Source organism: Variovorax sp. 278MFTsu5.1 (genome assembly GCF_048305045.1).
Taxonomy (GTDB): Bacteria; Pseudomonadota; Gammaproteobacteria; order Burkholderiales; family Burkholderiaceae_C; genus Variovorax; species Variovorax guangxiensis.
The window spans coordinates 4,191,511-4,216,329 of sequence record NZ_CP157622.1 but is presented as its reverse complement, the minus strand read 5'-3'; the positions used below and the strand labels follow the sequence as shown (position 1 = coordinate 4,216,329).

The following is a 24,819-nucleotide window of genomic DNA, read 5'->3' as shown; positions in this document are numbered from 1 at the left end:
CCCGATGAGCGTGGGAGAAGAACAGGGTTGCGGCAACCTGCCGTGGACCATCTATTGCGACGGCAGCGCCATGCCCAATCCGGGCCGCATGGGCATCGGCGCAGTCATCACCGCGCCCGACGGCAGCCGCCACACGCTGTCGCAGGCCACGCAGACCACGGGCTGCAACAACGAAGCCGAGCTGATGGCGCTGACCCTCGCGCTGCGTGACCTGCGCGAGCGCGGCGCCACCGCTGTGCGGGCCTACAGCGACAACAGCATCCTGGTCGAGCAACTCGGCGCGGCAGGCCCGGAGCCGGTGGCGCCCATCGTCCGGCTGGCCGCCCTGTTCGACGAGGCCCGCGTGCTGCTCGGCAGCTTCGACGACGTGCGCCTGCAATGGATTCCGCGCCATCGCAACGGCGAGGCCGACGCGCTGGCACGCGCCGCGCTGGGCTTCGGCCCCAAGCCGCCGGCCCGACGGACCCGCAAGCGCCGGTAGGCGCCAAAAGGGGAGCCCGATCCGGGAGCCCCTATCATCACGCGCCATGACAGAAGCCACCTCCCGCCCACCTCTTCCCGACCATCTTTCCATCGACCCGCGCAGCCCGCACCACGTGGCCGCCGCCTTCGAGCACGACATCGGCATCCGCTTCAACGGCAAGGACCGCCTCGACGTCGAGGAATACTGCATCAGCGAAGGCTGGATCAAGGTGCCCGCCGGCAAGACGCTCGACCGCAAGGGCAAGCCGCTGCTGATCAAGCTCAAGGGCACCGTCGAGGCGTACTACAAGTAACCGCCGCCGGCCTCTTCAGCGCCACTGCAGCAGCAGCGACCAGGGCTGCCGGCTCATGTGGCGGTCGATGCACCCGGGCACGCCCACCGTGCCCGGTGCGCACCCTTCGGGCAGATAGCTCGGGTCCAGCCGGCGCGTGCCCGGCGCGAAATCGAGCCGGCGCCGCGTGACCGACTGCAGCACGTTGCCGCCCACGGTGTCGAAGCCCGTGGCATCCACCGCCACCACCACGTCGCAATGCATGGGCAGCGGCTCGCCGCCGGTGTCCCGCGCGGCCAGCACTTCGCCGATCTTGTCGAAGGTGTCCAGCCCGGCGCCGGTTCCACGCGCCTGGCAGACCAGGTCTCCGACGCGCGGCGGCGTGCGCCTGAGGTCGCAGGCCCGCAGCGCATGGCGCGTACCGCGGCCCGAAGCTTCATCGATGCCGGCCTGCCACGCGGCTCCCGCGTAGTCGGCATGCGCTTCGGAGAACACGAATTCCTCGTCCGTGAGCCCTGCCTGCCGCGCCAGCCAGCTGATGAAGGCTGCCGACCAAGGCGTGTCGATCACCGCGACCCTTGCCAACGCGGCCTGCACGGCGCGCAGCTCCGCTGAATCCAGCCCCTCGTCGGGGCCCACGCCCATGCCCTGAAGCCGCCCGGCCGTCGCCTCGTTCAGCGCCTGCATCAGCAGATGGCGGTCGGCCGGGCGCAGGGCGCCGAAGCGCACCTGCGAGGGCAGGCGCGGATCGACTGCCTTCCAGTAGCCCAGCACCCGCTGCCAGGGCGCAAGACCAGGCACGGTGCGGCGCGTGTCCTCCGCTTCGGAGTCGCCGGCCTCGGTCATGCGGCCTTCGGCATCCATCGCCTGGCCGCCGAAGGCCTCGTGCTCCTGCATGGCGAAGGTGGCCATCGCGAGCGCGCGCGAGGGCGGCGGGATCCGTGTGGCGGTGTCGAGGCAGTCCGGCGCGGCGGGCGCCAGCGCTGGCACAGCGCCGAGCCACAGTGCCCCGAGAACGGCCATCGTCCGGCGCGGGAAGGAGAAGAGGTCGGTGCGTGGCGGCATTTGGCGGCGAGCATAGCCCTCGTGCCCGTTCAGTGTTGGTCGAGCAGATACCGCGCACCCGCGCACCGGCCGCCACGTCTTCGTGACTTGGGAGCGGCAAGAGGCGGCTGCACCGCCGAGCCGGCGTCAGGCCAGGATCACGCGCTCGCAGGCCTTGCGCAGCCCGGGCAGTCCCGGCAGTTCGCGTGCCTTGGCGTCGGTGACGACCACGTCGATGTCCGCCGTCCGCGCATAGGTCACGCGGCTGGCCTGGCCGATCTTGGCGTGATCGGCCAGCAGCACGAGCTGCTGCGACTGCTCGGCCATGGCTCGCGCCACGGTGGCCTCGTGGTGCTCGAAGCTCATGGCGCCGTGCTTCGCGTGCAGGCCCACGGGCGACAGCAGCGCGATGTCGGCGCGGTAGCGGTGAATGGCCTCCAGCGTGGTGTCGCCGAAGGTGGCCTGCCCCTTCACGTCGATCTGGCCGCCCAGCAGGATGGTCTGGTTGCCGGTGAGCCGGCCTTCGCCCGCGCCAGCGAGCTTGAGCGCAATGCTCAGCGAATTGGTGATGACCGTCATGCCGCTGAGCGTGGCGATTTCCTCCGCGCAGATCGACATGGTGCTGCCCGCGTCCATGAAGATGGTCTGGCCGGGTTGCAGCAGGGCGACGGCGGCCTTGGCGATGGCGCGCTTCTCGCGCTGCCGCGCCACCAGACGCACCGCGAGCGGCGGTTCGGGCTCCGCCTTGACCGCGACCGCGCCACCGTGCACGCGCCGCAGCTCGCCCAGGCCCTCGAGCTCGACCAGATCGCGCCGAACCGTTTCGCGCGACACGGCAAGGTCCTGCACGATGCGCTCCACGCTCAGCCGCGAGAAGGTGGCCAGCAGGCTGCGGATACGCAGGAATCGTTCTTCTTGGAGCATGGAAACGCGGCTTATGGGAAGAAATGAAAAAGGCGGCGTTGCGAGACGGCCGCCCCGGAACAGGCGCGAAAGCCGCGCCATTTTGCCCGCGCCGAATGTCCGGCGCGGGCGTGATCAGGCGACTTCGCGATCACACGATCACACGATCGCGTGATCACGCATCGATGCCGTGGTCAGAGATCGGCCAGACCCATGGCCGGGTCGCTCACCGAGTGCCTGCCCGTTTCGACGCGGCCGGCGAAGCGCCGGTAGAAGGCCGGGTCGGAGTCGCAGGTGACCGCGAAGTCGTACCACTGGCCGCTGCTCGCCAGCACCCAGGCCTGCTCGGCCTTGGCACCGCCCGCGACCGTTGCGGTCCACGGGCCGTCATCGCGGTAGGCCTTGGCGCGCACCGTGAACCTGGCCGTGCCGCTCGCGCCGTTGAGCATTTCCACCGAGACGTTGCCGTTGGTGATGTCGTAGCACACGCGCACCTCGGGGTCGGGCGCGCCGCCTGCGCGCAGCCGGTTCAAGTCGCCCTTGAAGTGGCGGTGGAATCCGTTGGGGCCAAGCACCCAGAGGTCGTAGAACCCGCTGTTGTCGGCGCCCGGGTTCCAGGTGTCGTCGAGCTGCTTGCCGGGCTCGACCATGTAGCGGCGCGGCAGGCGGTCGAGGTTGAGCTTGTCGTAGACATGGAACACGGCAGCGGCCTTGCCGCTGTTCTTGAAGATCAGCCGCATCTGGCCCTTGACGGCGTCGCTGCGTCCGCTCACGTGCAGTTCGTAGGGCAGGGCGCGCGAAGGGCGCGAGCCGGTGGCCTGGCGGGGCAGTTGCGGGTCGAGGGGCAGCGCCACCTGTGCCAGCGCCTGCTGGTCGGCACGCAGTTTGTCGGCGGCGTCCTTGGTGGTGCGCCCCGCCAGCGTGGGCAGTGCTTCGCTGTTGGGCGTTGCGAAGTTGAACGCGCTCGTGAGGTCGCCGCACACCGCGCGGCGGAACGGCGAGATGTTCGTTTCCTTCACACCGAAGCGCGCCTCGATGAAGCGCAGCACCGAGGTGTGGTCGAAGGCCTGCGAGTTGACCCAGCCGCCGCGGCTCCAGGGCGAGATGACGTACATCGGCACGCGCACGCCGGGGCCGTACACGCGTCCGTCGGGTGCGGGCTGGCTGCTGGTGCCCGGCGGCTTCGGGTGCGTGAAGCGCTCCACGGCAAGGTCCGACTCCGGCAGCGTGGTCTTGCCGGCCATCGTGCCGTCGGGGTTGAGCGAGGGTGCCGCGGGCGACGGATAGTGGTCGAAGTAGCCGTCGTTCTCGTCGAAGTTGATGAGCAGCACGGTCTTGCTCCACACCTCGGGCACGGCGGTGAGCGCGTCCAGCGCCTGCTGGATGTACCAGCCGCCCTGCACGGGGCTCGACGGTCCGGGGTGCTCGGAGTAGGTGGCCGGCGCGATGATCCACGACACCTGCGGCAGCTTGCCGTTCTTGATGTCCTGGCGGAACTGTTCGAGGAAGCCGCCGTCGGGCATGGTGTTGGCGATGCCCTTGTAGAGCGGGTTGCCCGCATCGTCGCTGGCCGGGTCGTAGGCGGGCGACGTCGTGTCGTTGCTCACGGGTTTGCCCGAGGCCTCGTTGGCCTTGCGGTACTGTTTGAAACCGGCCAGCGGGTTGTCGGTGAAGTTGTCGGGCATGTTCTGGTAGATGAACCAGCTGACCTTGGCCTCCTGCAGCCGCTCGGGATAGGTCTTCCACTCGTAGCCGCTGGTCGAGGCACCGATGTCGTCCCATTCGTTGACGACCGAGGCCACGCCCGCGGGGCCGGCGGCGGTTTCGCCCGACGGGCCGTTGGTGCCGGTCCAGTGGAACATGCGGTTCGAGTTGGTGCCGGTGTGCATGCTGCAGTGATAGCCATCGCACAGCGTGAAGGCATTGGCCAGCGCGAACTGGAAGGTGACTTCGGCTTCCTTGAAGTAGCCCATCGACGCGTTGTTCTTGTAGCGCGGCCACTGGTAGGCGCGGCCGCCGTCCCAGGCGTTCTGGCCGTCGCTCCACGAGTGCGGCGTGCCGCTCACGCGCTGTGCGTTGCCTTTGCGGCTGTCGAGGTGGTAGGGCAGGATGACCTTGCCGTTGGCATCGCTTTGCTGCCACACATTCATGCCCTTGGGCAGCGGAATGGTGAAACGGTCGCCGAAGCCGCGCACGCCCATCAGGGTGCCGAAGTACTGGTCGAAGGAGCGGTTCTCCTGCATCAGCACGACGATGTGCTCGACGTCCTTGATGGTGCCCGTGGCGTTGTTGGCCGGAATGGCGAGCGCGCGGCGGATGCTGGGCGGAAAGGCCGAGAGCGCGAGGGCGGCGGCGCCGGTGGTGGCGGTGCCGGTGAGGAACTTGCGACGTGAATTCGTCATGGATCTGTTCTTCTCTTGTTGGGGTATGGCGTAGGGCTTGATGTGGAGCTCAGGGGGCGCAGCTCTTCACGGGAGCGGCGCCGGTATCGGGTTGCGTGGGTGTCGTCGGCGTGGTGGGCGTCGTCGGCGTGCCGACGAAGCCGGCACCCCCTCCGCCGCTGCCGCCGCAGGCGGACAGGACGCAGGCCAGGATGAGCGCGGGTGCGAGGCGCACGAGGAGACGTGGGTGAAGTTGCATGGTTGGAGTCCTCTGAAGGCGTCGTTGTCTTGGGGCTGAAGGTGATCGGGGTCAGGGCAGCGTCGACAGGGGCTGCCCCGACTTGAAGATGCTGTTGAGCTCGGCGCTCGTGAGCGCGCGGTTCCAGATCGCGAAGTCGTTGAAGTCCATGGCGCCGCGCGGCGAGCTGCTTTCGCGCTGGTAGTACAGGCCGGTGCCGTCCTCGTTGAGGCCCAGGCCGTTGCCCAGGCCGCCGAGCTTGTCGACCAGCGCGGTGGTGATGGCGGTGCTGTTGGTCTGCGTGCCCCTGACCGGGTCCATCACGTAGCCGCGCATGGTGAGTGCCGCCTTGTCGATGACCACCGCCACGTAGGCCCACTGGCCCGCGCTCAGGCTGTAGCCGTTGCTGTCGGCGCGCGCGCTGCCCGTGCCCACGTTGAAGCGGATCTCGCAGCTGCCGAACAGGCCGATGGCCAGGCCCGCGTTGCCGCCGGTGGTGTAGTTCTTGTTGCCGATCACCGTGCCGCCATTGCTCACCCCCTGGCTGCAGGTCGCATCGGTGCGCACCCAGAACCCGATGGTGAAGGCCGTGACCGCGGCGTTGGTGGTGACGTCGTTGTTCTGCACGAGCCTGTAGCCGGCCATGCCGCTGGCGTTCTTCACCGTGCTGTCGACGCGCAGCGCCTTGGCCTTGTAGGGCGCAGCGAAGCCGTCGTCGACCAGCGAGCCGCCGTTGGCGTCGGACGCCCACGGCGCGAGCGTGGAGGCGTTCTTGGTGTCGACGCCGGGCAGGGCGTCGAGCGGGTAGTAGTTGACCAGTCCGTTCGCCAGCGTGGGGGCGAGCGTCACCGGCGCTTCGGGCGCGACATACGAGATCTGCGCGGCAAGCGCCACGCTGGCTTCGCCCGCGACGACCGTGTACTGGAAGGCGTAGACCCCGTCGCTCGCCGCGACGATGGGATCGGTGTAGGCGGTGGAGCCGGCCGGCAGCGTGGCCACCACCTTGCCGTCGCGCAGCACCTGCACCGCGGAGGTCGTGTTGCCGGCCAGGGTCCACGACAGTTCGATGCTGCGTTTGTCCGCGCCCGTCCTGGCAGCCAGGCTGCGCAACGACGTCGAGGCCTGCAGGGCCTGGCCGGCGAAGCGGTAGTCCGTCGCCGCCGGCAGCGCGCCCAGGTGACGCAGCACGGTCGGGGCGATGTCGGTGGCGGACGCGAGCGCCAGCAGCGTATCGTCGGCCGCAGCGGCGGCGCCGACGCCAGGCTGGGCCGCCAGCGTCTTGTTGCTCGCGATGAAGATGGTCTTGCTGCTGTTGTCCTGCAGGCCGGTGGCGCTGCCGAAGGCATCGAGGCCGTGGCCGGTGGTGAGGATCACCAGCCAGTCTTCCTTCGGGTCGTTGGTGGTGCGCTGCGCGATGCGGGCGAGCAACTTGCCTACGCCGGTGGCGGTGTCGGCGATGGAGCGCTGGTAGGCGTCGCTCTTCAGGCCGTTGCCTGCGGCCGCGGCCGGCGCGCCGTACTGCGCCACCAGCAGGTCGTAGCCGGCGTCGATGAATTGCGCGGTGCGGTCGGTGACGCAGGCGTCGGCGCCCGCACAGTCGACGGCACTGTCCACCGTGCCCGCTTCGTTCGCGAGCAGCAGCGGATAGAGCGAGCCGGCAGTGACGGAGGCCGTCCTGTAGCCGGCTGCCTTGTTGTTCTGCCTGGCGAGAGCGAAGACGGAGGGCGAGAACTTGATGTCGATGCGCTGGTCGGTTGTGTCCCAGCGCACGTTGTGGCGCTGGGCCCAGGTGCCGGTGAGGAGCGTGGCCCAGCCGGGGCCGTCGGTGGTGCGCTGTTCGCTCGGCGTGCCGTTGGCGCCGCCGGTCCAGGCCGGCGCGACCCGCAGCGATTGCAGGGCCGGCACCTTGTTCTGCGCCATCGCATCGCGAAGCGCCGAATGCGTGAGGCCGTCGATCTCGACGACCAGTGCCTTGGGTCCGCTCTTGCCCTGGTTGACCGACGGCGGTGGCGTATTGCTGCCGCCGCCGCTGGCCGGTGGCGTGCCGACGAGCGGGATGCCCGTGCCGCCGCCTCCACCGCCACCGCAAGCCGCGAGAAGCAGCAGTGCACAAGCGCTTCCCCACGCCCGCGCACGACGCGCGTTCATTCCTCTGGTCATGTTTTCCCTCGAAGTATTGAGATGCCGGCCCGTGGCTCGAGCCCTGGGCTTGCTTGTTTCCACATGTGTTTGTGCAAGAGAATGCATTTGCAACAAAACACACAAATGCTCTGAATGCCTCGAATATTGCGTTTGCCGAGTGACAGCGGTTTGACAAGCTCTCCGAACTTCGAAGTCAGAAAAAGAAACGGGGCCCGAAGGCCCCGCGAGAAAGAAAAATGAAAAGGAGGAACGTCGCGGCTCAGCGAATCTGCGTCTCGTATTCCTTCGCGACCTCGGCGAGATTCGTCCAGAAGCCCTGGGGCTTGTTTCCCGCGAGCACGTCGATGAGCACATCGACATGCGCGTGCCAGCCGCCCGCCACGCTGAGCATCCCCTTGCGGCTGGCCAGGCGCCTGTGTGTGAGCACGAGCCGCGTGCTGTCGCCCTGCGGCGTGAGTTCGAAGCTGACTTCCGACGGCGCGGCGCTTCCTTCGTCCCAGCTGATGGTCAGCAGCTTCTGCGGCTCGATGCGCAGCAGCCGCGATTTCTGGTGGATCGGCTCGCGGCACTCGGCGAAGCGGTCGGGCGCCACTTCACCGGTGAGCTTCGTGTGTTCGAAGCGCAGCTCGAAGAGTTCGCCGGACTGCTTCGGCAACACGCCGCCTGCCAGCCAGGCGGCGCGTTTGTCGGAATCGACCAGATAGGCCCATACGCGCTCGATGGGGGCGGGCAGGGTGCGCTCCATGCGCAGGGTGCCGGGCTCGACCTGGGTGCCCAGGCTGTGCTTGATCGTCATTTGCAGTCTCTCCTTGGGTGGATGGATGAATGAAGGAAGGAAGAAAGAGGCTCACTTCCTGCGGGATGCCGCATCGCGCCGCAGTTCCTGCTCCAGCGCGTCGAGACGGTTGCTCCAGAAGCCTTCGTAGTAGCTCAGCCACGCATCGGCCATGGCCAGCGCGGACGGCTCCAGCCGGCAGACGTGTGCGCGGCCCTGCACGGTGCGCGAGACGAGGCCCGCGCGCTCCAGCGTTTTCACGTGCTTGGATGCTCCTGCGAAGGACATGCGAAAGGGCGCGCCCAGTTCCCCCACGCTGCACTCGCCGTGCGACAGCAGCTGCAGCATGGTGCGCCGCGTGCTGTCGGCGAGGGCGTGGAAGACGGCGTCGAGCCGGTCGTCTGCAAGTTCTAGTTCAACCATGAGGTTGAATATAGATCGATTCCGATCGATGTTCAACCGAACGGTTTAGCAAAACAGGGTTGTTACACCCGATACACCCGGGACGAGAAACACCGTCGGGAGGGTGGATCGCCACAAGGGGCGCTCCTAGCATTCGCTTCGTTCCATCCACTCGCAGAAAGAAAGAGAAAACGAAATGAACCCTCTCATCCAGCGCCGAACCCTGTTACTCGGTGCCTCGGTGCTGCCGCTCGCCGGCGCGTGCACCGCGTGGTCCGGCACCGAATCGCAGTCTTCCGCCGAGGCCCGGCTTGCCGCGCTCGAAAGCGCCGCGGGTGGCCGCCTGGGCGTGGTCGGCTTCAACACCGGCAGCGGCGCGCGCATACAGCATCGGGCGCACGAGCGCTTTCCGCTGTGCAGCACCTTCAAGCTGATGCTGGCGGCCGCCGTGCTCGAACGCAGCGCGAAGGACGCCAGCCTGCTGCCGAGGAACGTGAGCTACGGCAAGGGCGACCTGATCGACCATTCGCCGATCACCGAGAAGCACGTCGCCACCGGCATGACGGTGGCCGGGATGTGCGCCGCCACCATCCAGTACAGCGACAACGCCGCCGCCAACCTGCTGCTGAAGGTGCTGGGCGGACCGTCCGCCGTCACCGCCTTCGCGCGCGGCATCGGCGACCAGGCCTTCAGGCTGGACCGCACCGAACCCGAGCTCAACACCAGCATTCCCGGCGATCCCCGCGACACGACGACGCCGGCGGCCATGAGCGACAGCATCCAGCGCCTCGTGCTGGGCGATGCGCTCGGCGCCGGGCAGCGCGACCAGCTGCGCACCTGGCTGCTGGGCAACACCACCAGCACCGAGCGCTTCCTGGCGGGCGTTCCCGCAGGCTGGAAGGTGGGCGACAAGACCGGAGCGGGCTCCTACGGCTCGACCAACGATGTCGGCGTGCTGTGGCCGCCGACCGGTGCGCCCATCGTGCTGTCCGTGTACCTGACCTTCCCGCAGAAGGATGCCAGGAACCGCAACGACGTGGTCGCATCGGCCACGCGGATTGCTGCAGCGGCTCTGGCAGGCTGAGGCTTCGCGGGTTCAGCGCAGGCCGAACAGCCCGGCCGCGTTGCCCCAGGCGATGCGCTGCGCCACGTCGTCCGGCAGATCGCCCAGCCAGGCCCGGTAGCCGCGCATCGTTTCGTCGTAGCTGCTCCAGCGCTGGTTGATCCAGGTGTCGGAGCCGACCATGAAGCGGCCCGGATGCTTGAGGATCAGCGAGCGCCATTCGGGGCAGAGCCTGCCGCCCTCGCAGGTCAGCCCCGGCCGGTACGAGAGCTCGCCCATCAGCAGCGGATAGCGCTCCAGCATCGCCTGCACCCGCTCGACCGGCGTGCCGCCGATGCCCGTGTGGGCCCAGATGAGGCGAAGCGACTGGCCCTTCGAGGGTGCATTCGCCATCAGCAGGTCGACCGCCACGTCGTCGACATGCGCGAGTACCGCGAGCTTCTCGCGCTCCGCCAGCGCAATCAGCTTCTTCGCCACCGGTCCATTGGCGTTCGCACTCTCGTACAGATGGAATTCGCCGAGGCCTCGATACGGGCCGCTGGCGGTGCCGCGCGCGAGTTCGGTCAGCGCCATCTCGTGGATGGTCTCGTCGCGGAACCAGTTGGTGTAGTCCTCGCGGTTGCGATAGAGCCGCACGAAGGGCACGACCGTCACGCCCGCCGCGCGCGTTTCGCGCGACGCAGCCAGCGTCTGCGTGCCGGCGTTGGGGCGCGAGTTCGCGATGATCGCCCGGACGTCGTTGCGCTGCATGCGCGCAAGCGCCTCGGAAGGCGGGAAGGGACCGGTGTTGCCGTCCCAGGCTTCCTGGTTGTAGTGCAGGTGGGTATCGAAGATGGGGCCCTTGTACGGGCCCTGTGTCCCTTGGGCGAACACCGTGCCGGCGGCCAGGAGCATGGCGATGGCGGATGCGACGGCTCTCATGCGTACCCCTCTTGATGAAAGGAGCCGGATTATCCGGCCCTCGACGCGATCCCGGGCGCTAGAGCTTCTTCCAGTTGAGGCCATCGGCCGAACGATAGGTGCCGCCGCTGGCGCAGCAGCCGCCCGCGCCGAAGGCGCGACGCCCGAGCTTCGCCGTGACCTGGCCCGCATCGAAGCTCAGCGACTGGCGCTCGCAGGCGGTAGGGAAGGGATACGGCTCGGGGGCGAGCACGCTCGTCCATTCGATCCGGCCCTGCGCGCCCTGCTGCACGCGAAGGACTTCGCAGTCGTGTACCACCAGATGAACCGGCTGGCCCGCGAGCGTGCCTTGGAACACCTGCTCGGCGGGCGCAGTGCGGATGGCGATTTCTTCGGCGCCGGGTTGCGAAGCGGTGCCGGCGCGGTCGCAGCCGGCGAGGAGCGTGACCACGGCGCCCGCCACGATCGCGAGCATGGTGGGCAGTGGATGCCTGGGCTTTGTCAGCATGGGAAATTGCGTGTTCGAGGAATCGCAGACCGCCAGCGCCCGGTCGCTCGCTCCTCAGGTCTGTATGTATCCCGCGCGCCCGGCCATCGGAGACGGCACAGCCTGCGGCTCCCCCAGCATCTCGCGCAGGGTCGACTCGATGGTGTGCGACATCGCATCCAGCGCAAGGTCGTTGGGCTGCGTGCCGAAGGGCTCCTCGATCTCCGCGCCCAGCGCCTCCAGAGCGAAGAAGGTATAGGCGATGAAGGCGACCACCACCGGCGTCATCGGGCCGATTGCGTCCACGAGCCCGAAGGGCAGCAGCACGCAGTACAGGTAGATGGTGCGGTGGATGATGACGGAGTAGGTGAACGGTATGGGCGTGCCCGCGATGCGCTCGCAGCCGCCCAGCGCCTCGGTCAGGCGGCCCAGCGGGTGCTCCATGGCCTGAGCGAGGGTAGGGTCCAGCCGGCCTTGCTGGCGCTGGTCGCGCAGCCATTCGCCCACCATCAGCAGCAGCATGGCGGGCTTGAAGCGCGCGGCACGCAGGCGCGCGCCGTCTTCCCCGGGCAGAAGCCGGGCGAGATCGGCAGAAGGATCGGTGCCTCGCAGCTGATGACGCAGCGCGTGGACGAAGGCGATGAGCCGCATCGCGGGTGTCGTCGCCTCCGAGGGCGCGTCCGCCAGCGTCAACGCCTGCCGCACCAGCGTGCGCGTTTCGTTGAGCAGCGTGCCCCACAGCGTGCGAGCCTCCCAGTAGCGCGAATAGCTCGTGCTGTTGCGAAAGCCCAGGAAGATGGCCAGCGTCAGGCCGATGAGCGAGAAGGGCACGAAGTTCAGCGGCACCTTCCACTGGAAGAGCCTGCCGTGCAGCACCGTCACCAGCACCGCGAAGGCGGTGGTCCACAGCAACTGGGGCGCAATGTCCGACAGCACGGAGCCGCGCCATACGAAGAGCATGCGCAGCCAGTGGGGACGGGGTCGGACGATCATCGGCGGGGATTATCTCCGCGACGCCGCCGTGGGGACTACAGGACGAACCAGCCCACAGCCACGTAGTGGCTCGTCGTTCCCGCCAGCACGAACAGATGCCACGCCCCGTGGGCATGTTTGAAGCCCGACCGGTTGCGATAGAACACGGTGCCCGTCGTATAGAAGGCGCCGCCGACCAGCAGCCACACCAGTCCCGCTGTATCGAGTCGCGCGGCCAGCGGCGCCGCGGCCAGCACCACCAGCCAGCCCAGGCCGATGTAGATCGGCAGCGACGGCTTCTTCGGCGCGCCGTTCTTCTCCGGAACCAGCTCGCGCCGGATGCCGAAGATCGCCGCGCCCCAGATCGTCGCCAGCAGCAGCAGGCCCCAGGGGCCCTGCATGGTGACCAGCGCGAAGGGCGTGTAGGTGCCGGCGATCAGCAGGAAGATTGCGCAGTGATCGGCGCGCTCCCACATGCGCTTGAGGCGCCCGCGCGTGCTGTGAAAGAGGGTTGAGGCGGCGTACAGCGCCACCGCCGAGAGGGAGAACACCAGCGCGCCGGCGATGCGCGCGGCGTCGCCGGTGGGCACTGTCTTGACGAGAAGCAGCGCCATCGCGGGCAGAGCGAGCAGCAGGCCGAACAGATGGCTGTATCCGTTGAGGCGCTCTCCGGGGTACATCGTGTTCGTCGCCTGCTTTCGCTTTCGGCCTCGCTCAGCGGCCCGTTTCCTTCAGGTAGGTCTTGCGCGCGGCGAACGCGGTGTTCGCGAAATCCGAGAAAACGCCGTCGATGCCCGCTCGGAAGAAGGCGAGGTACTCGGCCGTCGGGTCGCCCTTGTAGACGCCGGCCAGGTACTTGGCTTCGTTGCGGAAGGTGTAGCTGTGCACGAAGAGGCCGGCCTTGTGCGCGTCGGCGATCAGGCTGGTGGGCTTGATCGTGTTCACGTCGGCAAGGCCCTTGCCCGCGACGAAGGGCACGATGGTGTGGGCCATGACCTGCGGCTTCCACGGGCCGATGCCGTCGGCGTAGGTCCTGACCTCGGCAAGGCCGGCGGGCGTGAGCATTTCGCCGAACCACTTCGGGTTGCCTGCCAGCGTCCAGCTGTAGGGGCGGCCATCGACGAAGGTGTAGACGTCGTTGGTGACGTAGATCATCTCGCCGGTCTGGTAGTTGACGTCGTTGCCGTCCACCAGCTGCACAGCGCGGGCCTTCATGCCGGCCGAGCGCAGGTACTTCAGGCTCTCGGGCTCGAAGCTCTGCACGAAGATCGGCGCGTCCTTGCGGTTGAGGTCGTTGAAATTCATGACCTTCAGGAGCGCGTCTTCCAGCGGATGGCTGCCCGCCGGGCCGCAGCCGTTGGCGATGGCCTGGGCGTTGTTCCAGATCGGGTTCTTGGTTTCCGGGTACACGGTGAGCGTGCGGCCGGTGGAGGCGCTCTTGGCCTTGGCGATGTCGATCAGCTCCTGGAAGCTGATGATCGGCAGCTTGCCGTTGAGGTCGGTGGGGCGCTGGTCCCTGGCGTCGTAGGTGGTGCCGCGGATCCACTGGCGCAGCTCGTCCATCGTGAAGTCGGTGATGGACCAGTCGTTGGTGTGGTCCTCGCCGTCGACGATGAGCGACTTGAGCACCGACTTCGGATCGTTCGGGTCCGTCAGGTCGCTCAGGTACTGGGCCGGGCCGTTGGCCGCGATGGGCGGGTACTTCACGTCCACGAGTACGCCGGGCACGGTGCGCTTGCGGCCTGCGACGGTGGCGTTGGTCTTGGCGACCTCGGCGATGTTGGTGTTGTCGCTCAGCCAGGGGTTGTGGCGCGCGACCAGTACGCAGTCCTTGGTGAGGTGCAGGTCGGTTTCGAGCGAGTCGGCGCCGGCGTCGGCGGCGGCTTCGTAGGCGGTCTTCGTTTCTTCCGGATACAGCCCCGGCAGGCCGCGGTGGCCGATGACCAGGGGCACGGAGCCATCGAGCGTGCCCAGCGGCGCGGGGGCGGGCGGAGCCGGCGTGGGGGCCGGGGCGGGAGCGGGCGCCGGCGGGAGCACCGGCAGGGAGATGCCACCGCCGCTGCCGCCGCCGCATGCGGTCATCAGCAGGCTGCCGCCGACGAGCGTGATTGCTGCGATGGTTGCGAGAACGGGACGGGGCGCAGGCGCGGGAACGCTCTTTTTCATATGTGGTTTTCAGGTGTTGTTGAAGAAGAAACGAAAGCCGCCGGATGCTAGGTATGCCCCGTGACGGGACAGTGACCAGCGGGCGCCCTCGAAACTCCATCTGAAACAGCCTGAAAACCAGCGCCGGATCAGCTCCGGCTCGGCTCCGGCGCGGCTCCGGATCAGGGCCGCGTGCCCACCAGCACGGGCTGGAAGAAGGCACCGTCGACGCGCCGCACGTCCTTCAGCCCTGCCTCCTGCATGAGCTCGCACAGCCGCGTCGTCGAAATGGCGTAGTAGCGCGAGCGCATCACCCGCGCGCTCACCGCCTGCGTGGCGAGGTCCTCGGTGACGAAGAAGAAGCCCAGGTCGTAGTGCTCGCCCTTGCCGCCGTCATCGAAGTCCCAGACCTGGAACAGCACGTGGCGCTTGCCGCTGTCAACGCGAGCGCCGTAGTGTTTCACGAGGTTGCTGCCGCGCTCTTCCTTCGCGTAGTCGCGCACGCTGACCACGCAGCCGCCGCCGGGGCGCAGGCAGGCCGTCATCTGGCGCAAGGCGGTCAGCAGGTCGGCATCGGTCTGCAGGTGCGGCATCGAGTTGTCGCAGGAGATCACGATGTCGAAGCCGCCGCCGTGATGCGTGTGCGCCTCGCGCATGTCGCACACCGAGACGTCGATGTCGAGGCCGCGCTGACGGGCCTCGTTCCGCGCGCGTTCGACCTCGTTGGCCGACAGGTCCGAAGCCGTCACCGCATGGCCGAGTGCCGCAAGGCCGAGCGCCTGGGTGCCGATGCCGCAAGACACGTCGAGCACCTTGCGGCTTGCCTCGCCGCACGGCCATTCGGCCTCGAAGAGCTGCGAGAGCTTTTCGCCCTGCACGCGGATGCTGTCGTTCCAGTCCGGATAGATCAGGTGATAGAGCGGGGCGAGTTCGTCGTAGAAGCGGTCGGTCATGCGCCCATTGTGCGGGCGCGCGCCGGCTAGCGCGGCACCTTGCCGGTGGTGTCCGGTGCGCGCAGGAAGTCGAAGTCCACGCCCTTGTCGGCCTGCGTCACGGTCTGCAGGAAGAGCTTTCTGTAGCCGCGCTCGGCGGTGGGCTCCACCACCGGCGATTCCTTTGCGCGCCTTGCCAGCTCTTCGTCGGTCACCAGCAGCGAGATCTCCCGATTCGCCACGCTGAGGCGGATGCGGTCGCCGCTGCGCACGTAGGCCAGCGGCCCGCCGATGGCCGACTCGGGTGTCACATGCAGCACGATGGTGCCGAAGGCGGTGCCGCTCATGCGGCCGTCGGAGATGCGCACCATGTCCTTCACGCCGGCGCGTGCGAGCTTGCGCGGAATCGGCAGGTAGCCCGCCTCCGGCATGCCCGGGGCGCCCTTGGGGCCGATGTTCTTGAGCACCAGCATGTCGTGAGGCGTCACGTCGAGTTCGTCGCTGTCGATGCGCCGCGCCAGGTCTTCGGCGTTCTCGAAGACCACCGCGCGGCCTTCGTGCTCCATCAGTGCCGGGTCGGCGGCCGACTGCTTGATGATCGCGCCGCCCGGCGCCAGATTGCCCCACAGCACGGCGATGCCGCCCTGCGGGTAGATCGGCTGCGCCACCGGGCGAACCACGTCCTGCGCGAAGCCGGGGCCGGCGGCCTCGATCTCCTCGCCCAGCGTGCGGCCCGTGACCGTGAGCGCATCGAGGTGCAGCAGCGGTCTGAGCTCGCGCAGCAGCGTGGCCATGCCGCCCGCGGCGTGGAAGTCTTCCATGTAGTGCTGGCCCGAGGGCTTCAGGTCGAGCAGCACCGGCGTCTCGCGGCCCATGCGGTCGAGCGCGTGCAGGTCGATGTCCAGGCCCATGCGCCCGGCGATGGCCGCGAGGTGCACGATGCCGTTGGTCGAGCCGCCGATGGCCAGCAGCACGCGCATCGCGTTCTCGAAGGCGGCCGGGGTGAGCACCTTGTCGATGGTGAGGCGCTCGCGGGCAATCCGCACCGCCTGCGCGCCAGTCTGCTCGGCGATGCGGATGCGGTCGGCCGTCACGGCCGGCGGCGAGGCCCCGCCCGGCACTGTCATGCCCAGCGCCTCGGCGATGCAGGCCATGGTGCTGGCCGTGCCCATGACCGAGCAGGTGCCCACGCTCGCCACCAGCTGGTTGTTGACGTCGGCCGTTTCCTCCGCGTCGATCTCGCCCGCGCGGTAGCGGGCCCAGTAGCGGCGGCAGTCGGTGCAGGCGCCCACGCGCTCGCCGCGATGGCTGCCGGTGAGCATCGAGCCGGTGATGAGCTGAATGGCCGGCAGCCCGGCCGACGCCGCGCCCATGAGCTGCGCCGGCACGGTCTTGTCGCAGCCGCCGATGAGCACCACCGCGTCCATGGGCTGCGCGCGCACCATCTCCTCGGTGTCCATGGCCATCAGGTTGCGCAGGTACATGCTGGTCGGCGCGGCGAAGCTCTCGTGCACCGAGATGGTCGGAAACTCCATCGGCAGCCCGCCCGCGAGCATCACGCCGCGCTTCACCGCCTCGATGAGCTGAGGCGCGTTGCCGTGGCAGGGGTTGTAGGCGCTGCCGGTGCTGGCGATGCCGATGACCGGACGGTCGAGCGCGGCATCGGTGTAGCCCGCGCCCTTGATGAAGGCCTTGCGCAGGAAGAGCGAGAAGCCGCGGTCGCCGTAGCTGGTGAGGCCCTTGCGCATGCCGGCGTTGGCGTTGCCGTCGTTGTCGTCGGGCTCGAACTTGGATTCGGTCATGGGTGTGGGGGGTGGTTTTTCTTCAGGGGCCTATGCGGCATCAGGCCAGCACGGCTTCATAGATGGCAAGGTCTCCGGCGGAGAAGCAGCAGAAGACCACTTCTTCCACCGGCGATGCGGCATCCGCCAAGGCCTCCCGCACCGTGCTCACCGCCAGCCTTGCCGCCGGCTCCACGGGGTAGCCGTAGATGCCGGTGCTGATGCCGGGAAAGGCGATGCTGCGAACGCCGTGCGCCGCCGCGAGCGCCATCGAACGCCGGTAGCACGAGGCCAGCAGCTCCGGCTCGCCCGAGTCGCCGCCGCGCCACACCGGACCGACCGTATGGATGATGAAGCGCGCATGCAGCCGGTAGCCCTTGGTGAGCTTGGCGTCGCCCGTCTTGCAGCCGCCCAGCAGCCGGCATTCGTGCACCAGCTCGGGCCCGGCCGCGCGGTGGATCGCTCCATCCACGCCGCCGCCGCCCAGCAGCGAGGAGTTGGCGGCGTTGACGATGGCGTCCACCCGCAGGGTCGTGATGTCGGCGCGGATGGCGCGCAGAGTGGTCGTAGGGGTCATGTGCCAAGGCATCGTAGGCGCGCTGGCCGGAGTCGGGCAAACCCGACTACGAAGAAGGTTTCAAATACTTACGATTCCAGCGCCGGACGCATTCGCCCGGCACCCGTCGCCGCGTGGCTTCGATCTTGCATGGGGTGCGGGCTGTTCTCAACCCGAGGGAGAGTCGATGAAAAGCTTGTTGCCGTGGCGCCGCGCCGGTGTTTTTCTTTGCCTGGCGTTCGCGGGCGCGGTGGCTGCCCATGCGCAGGCGCTGCAGTTCAAGTGGGGCCACGTCTACGAGCCCACGAGCATCTTCCACCAGCAGGCCGAGCTGGCGGCGCGCAAGATCGCCGAGCAGTCGGAGGGCAAGATCAGGATCGAGGTGGTGCCTTCTTCCAAATTGGGACAGGAGGGCGACTATCCGCTGATGCTGGCCAACGACTCGATGCAGATCGCCTACGTCGGGCAGGCCACGCTGGCCGAGGGCTATCCGCCGCTGAGCCTGGGGAGCTACCCCTTCGCCTTCAAGGACCTCGACCACATGCGCAAGTACCTGGCGAGCCCGCTGCTGGCCGAGCTGATGAAGGGCTACAACGAGAAGAGCGGCAATCGCATGGTCGCGTCCGTCTACTACGGCGCGCGCCAGGTCACATCGGCAAAACCGCTGGCCAGGCCGGAAGACTTCCGCGACCTGCGCCTGTACGTGCCCACCGCCGCGGCCTACCAGCTCTTCGCCACCGCGGTCGATGCCAAGCCGGTGACGCTGCCCTTCATGAGCCTGTACGGCTCGCTCAAGAAGAGCGAGGTGGAGGCGCAGGAAAACCCGCTGGACATCGTCAAGTCGAAGAAGCTCTACGAGGTGCAGAAGTACGTGCTGCTGACCGCGCACGTCTACGACACGCTGGGCATCGTCATCGGCAAGGCCGCGTGGGGCAAGCTGACTCCGCAGCAGCAGGCGATGGTCGAGAAGGTGCTGGTGGAAACAGCCAAGTGGACCAACGTCGGCGTGATCGCCGGGGAGCTGGAAGACGAGAAGTTCCTGCGCGACAAGGGCATGACCGTGTCGCCGGCCAACCGGCAGCTGTTCCAGGAGCGCGTCGTCAGGCGCTCGACGCCAGAGCAGCTGGGCGCGCGGCCGGGCGACTATGCGCGGCTGCAGGCGCTGGTGAACTAGGGCGCTAGGGCGTTTCGACGAAGGCGCGTTGCAGCGCAATCGACAGCTCCGCCACCAAGGCATCGCGCTGGGGTGACGGGCGCCAGAATCTGCGGGACGCGATGCCGCCGGATTCCCATTCGGGATGGTTGCGCGCCGGCTGCGCGCCACGAACCGCGGCCGCCGCGGCGCGCGTGGGCGCATCGCCGTCCTCTGGCGATTCGGTGGCGATGCGCTGCGTGGCCGCATGGCCGCGCAGTTCCAGCGCCTGCGTGAGCTTCAGCTGCCACGCGGCCAGCGTGAACAGCACGCCGTCTTCCACGGTGAGCTCGTGCACGTCGCGCAGCTTGTTGGCCAGCTTGCGCCCGAGTGGCCCCAGGCCCTGCGACACAGCGCCGCCGATGGCGCCGCCGAGTGCCGCGCCCGCGCCCAGCGAGATGCCGGCTACGGCCAGGTCGGCCACCACGCCCACCGCCGCGCCGATGACGGCGCCCTTGCCCAGGCGCAGGCCGGCGTCTTTCATCGCCTCGGGACTGAAGAAGTCCAGCGTCCAGCGGCCTTCGATGATCGGCAGCGGCGCCTCGTCGGCGTCGCCCTGGCGAAAGCCGTAGAGCGCGAGCAGGTCGTCGGTGCAACGCTGGGCCTTGTCGAACACCTCCTTCTGCAACGCGGCGACCAGGGCCTTGCGGCGCGCGTCGTCGGCGAACTCGGTGGACGACACCGTGCGGCGCACAGCCGCGGCATCGACCAGCAGGCTTGCGATGCGCGAGCACGCCGATTCGCGCCGGCGCACGGCCTCGGCGGCCAGCGAATCGACCACGCCGCGCAGCAGCTCGCGCCGGTCGCGCAGCAGCGTGGCGAGGTCGCCGTACAGGTCCTGCTCGGCGCCGACGAAGGGGGCCGCCGCGTCGAAGCGCACCTGCACGTGCAGGCCATAGGCCGAGAGCAGCTCCTTCCACGCCGGCTCGCGGCTGGCTGCGTCGCGCACGAAGTTGAGCACCGGCAGCACCGGGCGCGCGCAGGAGTTGAGCAGTTCGATCTCGTCGCGGAACTTGGGCAGCACCGGCTCGCGCACGTCGATGACCAGGAAGGCGGCGTCGATCTCGAGCATGGTGCGCAGCACCTTGGCCTCCTGCTCGAACACGCCGTGCGCTTCGGGCCCGCGCAGGAACTGGCGGATGCGCTCCGGTGGCGTCGCCTGCGCGTCGAAGCCGGCGGCAAGGTGCTCGCGCAGCGCAACGGCGTCCTCCAGCCCCGGCGTGTCGAAGAAGCGCACGGCGGCCTCGCCGTTCACGCCGAGATCGACCGATTCGACATGGCGCGTGGTGCCGGGGCGTTGCGACACCTCGCCGAAATCGACGCGCCGCGTGAGGGTGCGCAGCAGCGAGGTCTTGCCGGCGTTGGTGTGGCCGACCACAGCGATGCGGATGGCTTGCTGCGTCATGGGGCGATGGCGCTTTCGGGCAGGGCGGCTTCGAGGCGTTCGCTGGCGGCGACGCGTTCCAGGCCGGTGTCGCGCAGCCAGTCGAGCCAGCGCTGCGTGGCGTTGGCACCGGGCGAGTCGGCCAGCCCCAGGCGGCATTCGCCGCAATGCGCCAGCACCTCGCGCAGGAAGCGCTCGGTACCGCGGTCGGGGCTGGAGGCGGCGTGGCAGACCATCAGCACCGTGCGTGGATGGACCCGGGCCAGCTGGTCGAGCAGGGCGCGGCGTGTGGGGGCGCTGCCGTCGATGCGCTGCGCCTGCGCTGCAATGGCCGCGGGCAGCGCGGCCGGCGGCCAGGGCATGTCGGGAGGCAGCTCGAAGCCGAGCACGAAGATGGCGTCTTGCAGTTCCGATGCAGGCAGGCTCGAAGGCGTGGCGCCGCGCAGGCGGCCCGGGTCGGCATCGACGATGGCGGCAGGCGCCATCGCGGCGAAGCGGGCCAGCAGCTTGCGGTAGTAGGGTTCGTGCCAGTCGGGCTGCAGCGCCTTGCGGCGGCTGCGCAGGACGCCTGCGCTCAGCAGCGCCAGCGCAAGGCGTGGCAGCAGTCCGTAGACCGCGATGCAGCCGGTGAGCCACAGCGCCCAGGTGCGTTGCCCGCCGGCGCTAGCGGCACCAGGGGCGGCCATCACCGTGGCGGCATCGGGCACCGGAAAGCCCAGCTTCGCCGGCAGCCACCCCAGTGCCTGCACGGCACGCACGAAAAATTCCGGCTCGAGGATCGTCGTTTCCCAGCTCAGCGTGTAGCTGCGAAACGCGAGCGCGAACAGCATCGCGGCCAGCACGACCGCGAACGACAGCGACCAGATGCCGTGGCTCACGAGCCCGAAGGCCCAAGGCAGAAGCTTCGCGCGAGACAGCAGCCCCGTGGCCGCGCGCACCAGCACCGGCGCCTGCCCGCGCTTGCCGCCGGCCACGCGCGCAGTGAGCGACAGCCAGATCCAGCCCAGCGAGGCGGTGTTGAAGGAGCCGATCGGCAGCCACAGCCCGACGAGCCACAGCAGCAGCGTCAGCGCATGCAGCCCCAGCAGGCTCGCGAGCGCGACGATCACGTTGATGTGGCGCTCCCCGCCGCCGACCACGTTGCCCGCGAGTCCAAGGCCGGCCACGACGATGAGCGCCGCGAGCCCGAGCAGCACCCAGGGCGCCCATTGCCGGGCACGCGCGAGTTCAGGCTGCAGGCCGATGCGCTCGCCGAGCAGCAGCGCGCGCTCGGTGACCTGGCGGTGGGAATCCGCTGCGCGGGAGGCCGCGGTACGCAGGGCCTGTGCGTCGTCGAGCGGACCGTTCTGCTCGGTCCATCGGATCGCCTCGGTGATCACCGCGTCCGTAAAGGCGGGTTCGCGCAGCGCGGTGTTGGTCAACAGGGTCCCTTCGCAGCCAGTCTGTATCTGTATCAGTCATCGAGGCCCGGCGCAGGGCGAGGCCGCGCAAATTATGCCCGCCGCTTTCCGGCCGGCCACGACGCGGCCACGACGAAGAACGGGGCCGCGAGCGGCCCCGTTTCACGGGATGAGCGGGGGTGGGATCAGCGAAGGCCGAAGAACGAAAGCACGGCAACGACCACCACGACCAGACCGACGATGTAGATGATGGAATTCACGCGAGGACTCCTCTGTGTTGAAGATGAATCCAGCATCGCGCGGGCATTGCGGCCCGACTGTCGGCAGGGGGCGGCGCGTGCTGTAGGCGGGTGTGAAGCGCCGGGCCGGAGGGGGCTGTCAGCGTTTACGAGCGGGGCCTAGCGCGCGCTCCAGCAGCCACAGCATCGCCGTGCGGGTCTCTTCCACATCGGCGCCCGCGTCGATGGCCAGCGCGGCGCGGTCGAAGGCGGCCGAGAGCAGCGGGGTGAGGGCGTCCAGCGAAACCTCGTCCTTGCCCACGCCGGCACGCACGAGGCCCTCGCGCAGCGAAGCGGCCGAGGTGGTGTCGTCCAGCGCCATGATTTCTTCCATGCCGAGCACGGCGGGCCCGTCGATCAGCAGCAGCCGCGTGCGGCCCGGCGCCGTCATCGCGTTCAGGTAGGCCTTGCTGCCTTCCAGCAGCGCCTCGCGCGGCGAGAGCTGCCCGGGCGCGGCGGCCTCGATGTCGGCCGCGACAGCCTGGCTTTCGCGCTGCAGCACCTGGCGGAACAGGTCGCGCTTGTCGGCGAAGTGGTGGTACAGCGCCCCGCGCGTGATGCCCGCGGCCACCGCGATCTCGGGCGTGGAGGTGTCGCCGTAGCCCTTGCCGACGAAGAGGGCACGTGCCGCGTCCAGCAGCGCGAGGCGGGTCGTTTCGGTGCGCTCGCGGTTGGTTATGACCGTCGCCGATGTGGTCTTGCTCATTTACATGCAGTCTGTCTGTAAGTTATATTCAATTTACATGCAGCCTGTATGTTAAATGAAAGGACCCACCGTGAAAGTGACGAGCTACTACCCCGTTCTCATGACCAACGATGTCGCCGGAACGGCGGACTTCTACAAGACGCACTTCGGCTTCACGCCGCTCTTCACGAGCGACTGGTACGTGCACCTGCAGTTGGCTGACGAGCCCTCGGTGAACCTGGCCGTGCTCGACGGCCGGCACGAGACCATCCCGGCCGCGGCGCGCGGTCAGGTGGCGGGCGGCACGCTGCTGAACTTCGAGGTGGACGATCCCGATGCGGTGCACGACCGGCTGAAGGCCGCCGGCCTGCCGATCCTGCTGCCGTTGCGCGACGAGGCCTTCGGCCAGCGCCACTTCATCACGCGCGACCCGAACGGGGTGCTGATCGACATCATCAAGCCGATCCCGCCGAGCGGGGAGTTCGTCGCACAGTACGAGGCCGGCGCACTACCGACCTGATGCCGCTCAGGCGCGCAGCGCCTCGTCCTCTTCCAGGCTGTCGCCCAGGAAACCGCCGCTCTGGTGCGCCCACAGCCGCGCGTACAGCCCGCCCTGGGCCATCAGCGTGCGGTGGTCGCCTTCTTCCACCACGCGGCCTTCGTCGAGCACGATGAGCCGGTCCATCGCGGCGATGGTCGAGAGCCGGTGGGCGATGGCGATCACGGTCTTGCCTTCCATCAGCGTGTAGAGGCTCTGCTGGATGGCGGCCTCCACCTCGGAGTCGAGCGCGCTGGTGGCTTCGTCGAGCAGCAGGATCGGCGCGTCCTTCAGCATCACGCGCGCGATGGCCACGCGCTGGCGCTGGCCGCCCGAGAGCTTCACGCCGCGCTCGCCCACGTGGGCCTCGTAGCCGCGCCGGCCTGTGGCGTCGCCCAGCGTCTGGATGAAGTCGTGCGCCTCGGCGCGTTTGGCTGCCGCCTCGATCTGCTCCTTCGTCGCGTCGGGCCGGCCGTAGGCGACGTTGTCGGCCACCGAGCGGTGCATCAGCGAGGTGTCCTGCGTCACCATGCCGATATGGCCGCGCAGCGAGTCCTGAGTGACGTGCGCTATATCTTGTCCGTCGATGAGGATGCGGCCGCTTTCCAGGTCGTGGAAGCGCAGCAGCAGGTTCACCAGCGTCGACTTGCCCGCGCCCGAGCGGCCGACCAAGCCGATTTTCTCGCCGGGCTTCACGGTCAGCGTGAGGTCGTCGATCACGCGGCGGCCCGCGTCGCCATAGCGGAAGCTCGCGTGCTCGAAGCGCACCTCGCCGCGCGGCACCTCAAGCATCCTGGCATCGGCCGCGTCGAGCACGGTGCGCGGGCGCGACAGCGTCTTCATGCCGTCCTGCACCGTGCCGATGTTCTCGAACAGGCTGGTCATCTCCCACATGATCCAGTGCGACATGCCCTGCAGCCGCAGCGCCATCGCGGTGGCCGCCGCCACGGCGCCGATGCCGACCGCGCCGTGCGACCACAGCCACAGTGCCACGCCCGCCATGCCGGCCGTGAGGCCCATGCTCAGCGTGTGGTTGACGATCTCGAAGGCGCTCACCAGGCGCATCTGGCCGTAGCCCGTCTTCATGAACTCGCGCATCGCGTCGCGCGCGAAGCCGGCCTCGCGCTGCGTGTGCGAGAACAGCTTGACGGTCGCGATGTTGGTGTAGGCGTCGGTCACCCGGCCGGTCATCAGTGCGCGGGCGTCGGCCTGCTCCTTGCCGACCTTGCCCAGGCGCGGCACGAAGTACACCAGCGAACCGATGTAAAGAGCCAGCCAGATCAGGAAGGGCCAGACCAGCTGCGCGTCGAGCACGCCCACAAGAATGATCATGGTGGCCACGTACACGCCCATGGCCACCAGCACGTCGGCCAGCACGAACACCGTGTCGCGCACCGCCAGCGCGGTCTGCATGACCTTGGCCGTGATGCGGCCGGCGAACTCGTCCTGGTAGAAGGCCATGCTCTGGCCCAGCATCAGCCGGTGGAAGTTCCAGCGCAGGCGCATCGGCAGGTTCACCGCGAGCGTCTGGTGCTTCACGATGGTCTGCAGCGCCACCACCACGATGCTGATGACGAGGAAGGCCGCCAGCCACATGAGCGTACCGCCGCGCTCCTGCCACAGGCGCGAGGGCTCCTGGCCCGCGAGCCAGTCGACGATGCGCCCGAGGATCGCGAACAGCGCTGCCTCGAAGATCGACATGGCGGCGGTGAGCACCGCCATCACCGCGATCTTGCCGCGCACGCCGTGCGTGCAGGCCCAGAGAAAGGCGAAGAAGCCCTGCGGCGGCATCGGAGGCTCGGCGGCAGGGTAGGGATGAAGGAGTTTTTCGAAGAAGCGGAACAAGGGCGAGGTCTCCCGGAGAGC

The 24,819-nt window shown here is 68.7% G+C and carries 24 protein-coding genes; 5 read left to right on the top strand and 19 right to left on the bottom strand.

The genetic code is table 11. The features are described from left to right. The first annotated feature begins 4 nt into the window (after nucleotides 1–4). The gene (locus tag ABL844_RS19580; protein ID WP_418128592.1) at nucleotides 5–481 is read left to right on the top strand and encodes a ribonuclease HI family protein; all 477 of its coding nucleotides are present in this window, start codon (nucleotides 5–7) and stop codon (nucleotides 479–481) included. Nucleotides 482–527: 46 nt separating this feature from the next. Further along, entirely contained in the window at nucleotides 528–776 is a 249-nt protein-coding gene (locus ABL844_RS19575) for a DUF3297 family protein (RefSeq protein ID WP_126021985.1), read from the top strand. Between the two features lie 15 nt (nucleotides 777–791). Here the strand turns inward: ABL844_RS19575 and ABL844_RS19570 are convergent, their stop codons facing one another. From ABL844_RS19570 to ABL844_RS19540, 7 genes are all read right to left on the bottom strand, one after another. Next, the gene (locus ABL844_RS19570) at nucleotides 792–1,820 is read right to left on the bottom strand and encodes a DUF2272 domain-containing protein (protein WP_418128590.1); all 1,029 of its coding nucleotides are present in this window, start codon (nucleotides 1,818–1,820) and stop codon (nucleotides 792–794) included. Nucleotides 1,821–1,946: 126 nt separating this feature from the next. Beyond that, nucleotides 1,947–2,723 (bottom strand): DeoR/GlpR family DNA-binding transcription regulator, encoded by a 777-nt coding sequence (locus tag ABL844_RS19565; protein WP_184637019.1) that lies wholly within the window; start codon nucleotides 2,721–2,723, stop codon nucleotides 1,947–1,949. Nucleotides 2,724–2,896: 173 nt separating this feature from the next. Beyond that, nucleotides 2,897–5,104, bottom strand: a complete 2,208-nt coding sequence (locus tag ABL844_RS19560; RefSeq protein ID WP_418128589.1) for a phosphocholine-specific phospholipase C — start codon at nucleotides 5,102–5,104, stop codon at nucleotides 2,897–2,899. A 49-nt stretch (nucleotides 5,105–5,153) separates the two neighbouring features. Then, a complete protein-coding gene (locus ABL844_RS19555; RefSeq protein WP_184637023.1) occupies nucleotides 5,154–5,342 on the bottom strand; it encodes a hypothetical protein in 189 nt (62 codons plus the stop codon). 51 nt (nucleotides 5,343–5,393) lie between these two features. After that, on the bottom strand, nucleotides 5,394–7,481 hold the full coding sequence (locus ABL844_RS19550; RefSeq protein WP_418128588.1) for a LamG-like jellyroll fold domain-containing protein: 2,088 nt from the start codon (nucleotides 7,479–7,481) through the stop codon (nucleotides 5,394–5,396). 241 nt (nucleotides 7,482–7,722) lie between these two features. After that, nucleotides 7,723–8,259: an SRPBCC family protein gene (locus ABL844_RS19545; protein ID WP_184637025.1), complete on the bottom strand. Its 537-nt coding sequence runs from the start codon at nucleotides 8,257–8,259 to the stop codon at nucleotides 7,723–7,725. Nucleotides 8,260–8,310: 51 nt separating this feature from the next. After that, a complete protein-coding gene (locus ABL844_RS19540; RefSeq protein WP_126021990.1) occupies nucleotides 8,311–8,661 on the bottom strand; it encodes an ArsR/SmtB family transcription factor in 351 nt (116 codons plus the stop codon). A gap of 175 nt (nucleotides 8,662–8,836) precedes the next feature. On the opposite strand from ABL844_RS19540, the gene bla reads away from it, so the two are divergent. After that, nucleotides 8,837–9,724: a class A beta-lactamase gene (gene bla, locus ABL844_RS19535; RefSeq protein ID WP_418116844.1), complete on the top strand. Its 888-nt coding sequence runs from the start codon at nucleotides 8,837–8,839 to the stop codon at nucleotides 9,722–9,724. 12 nt (nucleotides 9,725–9,736) lie between these two features. Here bla and ABL844_RS19530 read toward each other — a convergent pair whose 3' ends face one another. The 8 genes from ABL844_RS19530 to ABL844_RS19495 form a co-directional block, all read right to left on the bottom strand. Then, nucleotides 9,737–10,624, bottom strand: a complete 888-nt coding sequence (locus ABL844_RS19530) for an amidohydrolase (RefSeq protein WP_418128586.1) — start codon at nucleotides 10,622–10,624, stop codon at nucleotides 9,737–9,739. 58 nt (nucleotides 10,625–10,682) lie between these two features. After that, nucleotides 10,683–11,111: a hypothetical protein gene (locus ABL844_RS19525; RefSeq protein ID WP_418116842.1), complete on the bottom strand. Its 429-nt coding sequence runs from the start codon at nucleotides 11,109–11,111 to the stop codon at nucleotides 10,683–10,685. Nucleotides 11,112–11,165: 54 nt separating this feature from the next. Next, a complete protein-coding gene (locus tag ABL844_RS19520; RefSeq protein ID WP_418128584.1) occupies nucleotides 11,166–12,083 on the bottom strand; it encodes a bestrophin family protein in 918 nt (305 codons plus the stop codon). Between the two features lie 35 nt (nucleotides 12,084–12,118). Further along, on the bottom strand, nucleotides 12,119–12,742 hold the full coding sequence (gene trhA, locus ABL844_RS19515) for a PAQR family membrane homeostasis protein TrhA (protein ID WP_418128583.1): 624 nt from the start codon (nucleotides 12,740–12,742) through the stop codon (nucleotides 12,119–12,121). Between the two features lie 34 nt (nucleotides 12,743–12,776). After that, entirely contained in the window at nucleotides 12,777–14,228 is a 1,452-nt protein-coding gene (locus tag ABL844_RS19510) for a glycerophosphodiester phosphodiesterase family protein (RefSeq protein WP_418128582.1), read from the bottom strand. Nucleotides 14,229–14,389: 161 nt separating this feature from the next. Then, nucleotides 14,390–15,160 (bottom strand): class I SAM-dependent methyltransferase, encoded by a 771-nt coding sequence (locus ABL844_RS19505; RefSeq protein WP_418128580.1) that lies wholly within the window; start codon nucleotides 15,158–15,160, stop codon nucleotides 14,390–14,392. A 26-nt stretch (nucleotides 15,161–15,186) separates the two neighbouring features. Further along, nucleotides 15,187–16,941, bottom strand: coding sequence for an IlvD/Edd family dehydratase (locus ABL844_RS19500; protein ID WP_418128579.1), 1,755 nt, complete (start codon nucleotides 16,939–16,941; stop codon nucleotides 15,187–15,189). A 40-nt stretch (nucleotides 16,942–16,981) separates the two neighbouring features. Beyond that, nucleotides 16,982–17,497, bottom strand: coding sequence for an O-acetyl-ADP-ribose deacetylase (locus ABL844_RS19495; RefSeq protein WP_184637045.1), 516 nt, complete (start codon nucleotides 17,495–17,497; stop codon nucleotides 16,982–16,984). A 166-nt stretch (nucleotides 17,498–17,663) separates the two neighbouring features. Between ABL844_RS19495 and ABL844_RS19490 the strand changes: the two genes are divergently transcribed. Further along, nucleotides 17,664–18,650: a sialic acid TRAP transporter substrate-binding protein SiaP gene (locus ABL844_RS19490; RefSeq protein ID WP_418128578.1), complete on the top strand. Its 987-nt coding sequence runs from the start codon at nucleotides 17,664–17,666 to the stop codon at nucleotides 18,648–18,650. Between the two features lie 4 nt (nucleotides 18,651–18,654). Here ABL844_RS19490 and ABL844_RS19485 read toward each other — a convergent pair whose 3' ends face one another. The 3 genes from ABL844_RS19485 to ABL844_RS19475 all read right to left on the bottom strand — a co-directional run bounded on the left by ABL844_RS19485 (nucleotide 18,655) and on the right by ABL844_RS19475 (nucleotide 22,436). Continuing rightward, complete coding sequence (locus ABL844_RS19485) at nucleotides 18,655–20,073, bottom strand: GTPase/DUF3482 domain-containing protein (protein ID WP_418128577.1); 1,419 nt, start codon at nucleotides 20,071–20,073, stop codon at nucleotides 18,655–18,657. Next, complete coding sequence (locus ABL844_RS19480; protein WP_418128576.1) at nucleotides 20,070–21,473, bottom strand: DUF2868 domain-containing protein; 1,404 nt, start codon at nucleotides 21,471–21,473, stop codon at nucleotides 20,070–20,072. Before ABL844_RS19480 ends, ABL844_RS19485 begins: the two co-directional genes overlap by 4 nt. A 357-nt stretch (nucleotides 21,474–21,830) precedes the next feature. Continuing rightward, complete coding sequence (locus tag ABL844_RS19475) at nucleotides 21,831–22,436, bottom strand: TetR/AcrR family transcriptional regulator (RefSeq protein WP_184637052.1); 606 nt, start codon at nucleotides 22,434–22,436, stop codon at nucleotides 21,831–21,833. Between the two features lie 70 nt (nucleotides 22,437–22,506). Between ABL844_RS19475 and ABL844_RS19470 the strand changes: the two genes are divergently transcribed. Next, nucleotides 22,507–22,935, top strand: a complete 429-nt coding sequence (locus tag ABL844_RS19470; RefSeq protein ID WP_184637054.1) for a VOC family protein — start codon at nucleotides 22,507–22,509, stop codon at nucleotides 22,933–22,935. A 6-nt stretch (nucleotides 22,936–22,941) separates the two neighbouring features. On the opposite strand, the gene ABL844_RS19465 is transcribed toward ABL844_RS19470, so the two are convergent. Further along, nucleotides 22,942–24,744, bottom strand: a complete 1,803-nt coding sequence (locus tag ABL844_RS19465; RefSeq protein ID WP_418116831.1) for an ABC transporter ATP-binding protein — start codon at nucleotides 24,742–24,744, stop codon at nucleotides 22,942–22,944. Nucleotides 24,745–24,819: the final 75 nt, after the last annotated feature.

Coding starts and splice junctions, on each gene's coding strand:
- ABL844_RS19580 (WP_418128592.1), top strand. CDS start 5: ATGAGCGTGGGAGAAGAACAGGGTTGCGGCAACCTGCCGTGGACCATC.
- ABL844_RS19575 (WP_126021985.1), top strand. CDS start 528: ATGACAGAAGCCACCTCCCGCCCACCTCTTCCCGACCATCTTTCCATC.
- ABL844_RS19570 (WP_418128590.1), bottom strand. CDS start 1,820: ATGCCGCCACGCACCGACCTCTTCTCCTTCCCGCGCCGGACGATGGCC.
- ABL844_RS19565 (WP_184637019.1), bottom strand. CDS start 2,723: ATGCTCCAAGAAGAACGATTCCTGCGTATCCGCAGCCTGCTGGCCACC.
- ABL844_RS19560 (WP_418128589.1), bottom strand. CDS start 5,104: ATGACGAATTCACGTCGCAAGTTCCTCACCGGCACCGCCACCACCGGC.
- ABL844_RS19555 (WP_184637023.1), bottom strand. CDS start 5,342: ATGCAACTTCACCCACGTCTCCTCGTGCGCCTCGCACCCGCGCTCATC.
- ABL844_RS19550 (WP_418128588.1), bottom strand. CDS start 7,481: ATGACCAGAGGAATGAACGCGCGTCGTGCGCGGGCGTGGGGAAGCGCT.
- ABL844_RS19545 (WP_184637025.1), bottom strand. CDS start 8,259: ATGACGATCAAGCACAGCCTGGGCACCCAGGTCGAGCCCGGCACCCTG.
- ABL844_RS19540 (WP_126021990.1), bottom strand. CDS start 8,661: ATGGTTGAACTAGAACTTGCAGACGACCGGCTCGACGCCGTCTTCCAC.
- bla (WP_418116844.1), top strand. CDS start 8,837: ATGAACCCTCTCATCCAGCGCCGAACCCTGTTACTCGGTGCCTCGGTG.
- ABL844_RS19530 (WP_418128586.1), bottom strand. CDS start 10,624: ATGAGAGCCGTCGCATCCGCCATCGCCATGCTCCTGGCCGCCGGCACG.
- ABL844_RS19525 (WP_418116842.1), bottom strand. CDS start 11,111: ATGCTGACAAAGCCCAGGCATCCACTGCCCACCATGCTCGCGATCGTG.
- ABL844_RS19520 (WP_418128584.1), bottom strand. CDS start 12,083: ATGATCGTCCGACCCCGTCCCCACTGGCTGCGCATGCTCTTCGTATGG.
- trhA (WP_418128583.1), bottom strand. CDS start 12,742: ATGTACCCCGGAGAGCGCCTCAACGGATACAGCCATCTGTTCGGCCTG.
- ABL844_RS19510 (WP_418128582.1), bottom strand. CDS start 14,228: ATGAAAAAGAGCGTTCCCGCGCCTGCGCCCCGTCCCGTTCTCGCAACC.
- ABL844_RS19505 (WP_418128580.1), bottom strand. CDS start 15,160: ATGACCGACCGCTTCTACGACGAACTCGCCCCGCTCTATCACCTGATC.
- ABL844_RS19500 (WP_418128579.1), bottom strand. CDS start 16,941: ATGACCGAATCCAAGTTCGAGCCCGACGACAACGACGGCAACGCCAAC.
- ABL844_RS19495 (WP_184637045.1), bottom strand. CDS start 17,497: ATGACCCCTACGACCACTCTGCGCGCCATCCGCGCCGACATCACGACC.
- ABL844_RS19490 (WP_418128578.1), top strand. CDS start 17,664: ATGAAAAGCTTGTTGCCGTGGCGCCGCGCCGGTGTTTTTCTTTGCCTG.
- ABL844_RS19485 (WP_418128577.1), bottom strand. CDS start 20,073: ATGACGCAGCAAGCCATCCGCATCGCTGTGGTCGGCCACACCAACGCC.
- ABL844_RS19475 (WP_184637052.1), bottom strand. CDS start 22,436: ATGAGCAAGACCACATCGGCGACGGTCATAACCAACCGCGAGCGCACC.
- ABL844_RS19465 (WP_418116831.1), bottom strand. CDS start 24,744: ATGCCGCCGCAGGGCTTCTTCGCCTTTCTCTGGGCCTGCACGCACGGC.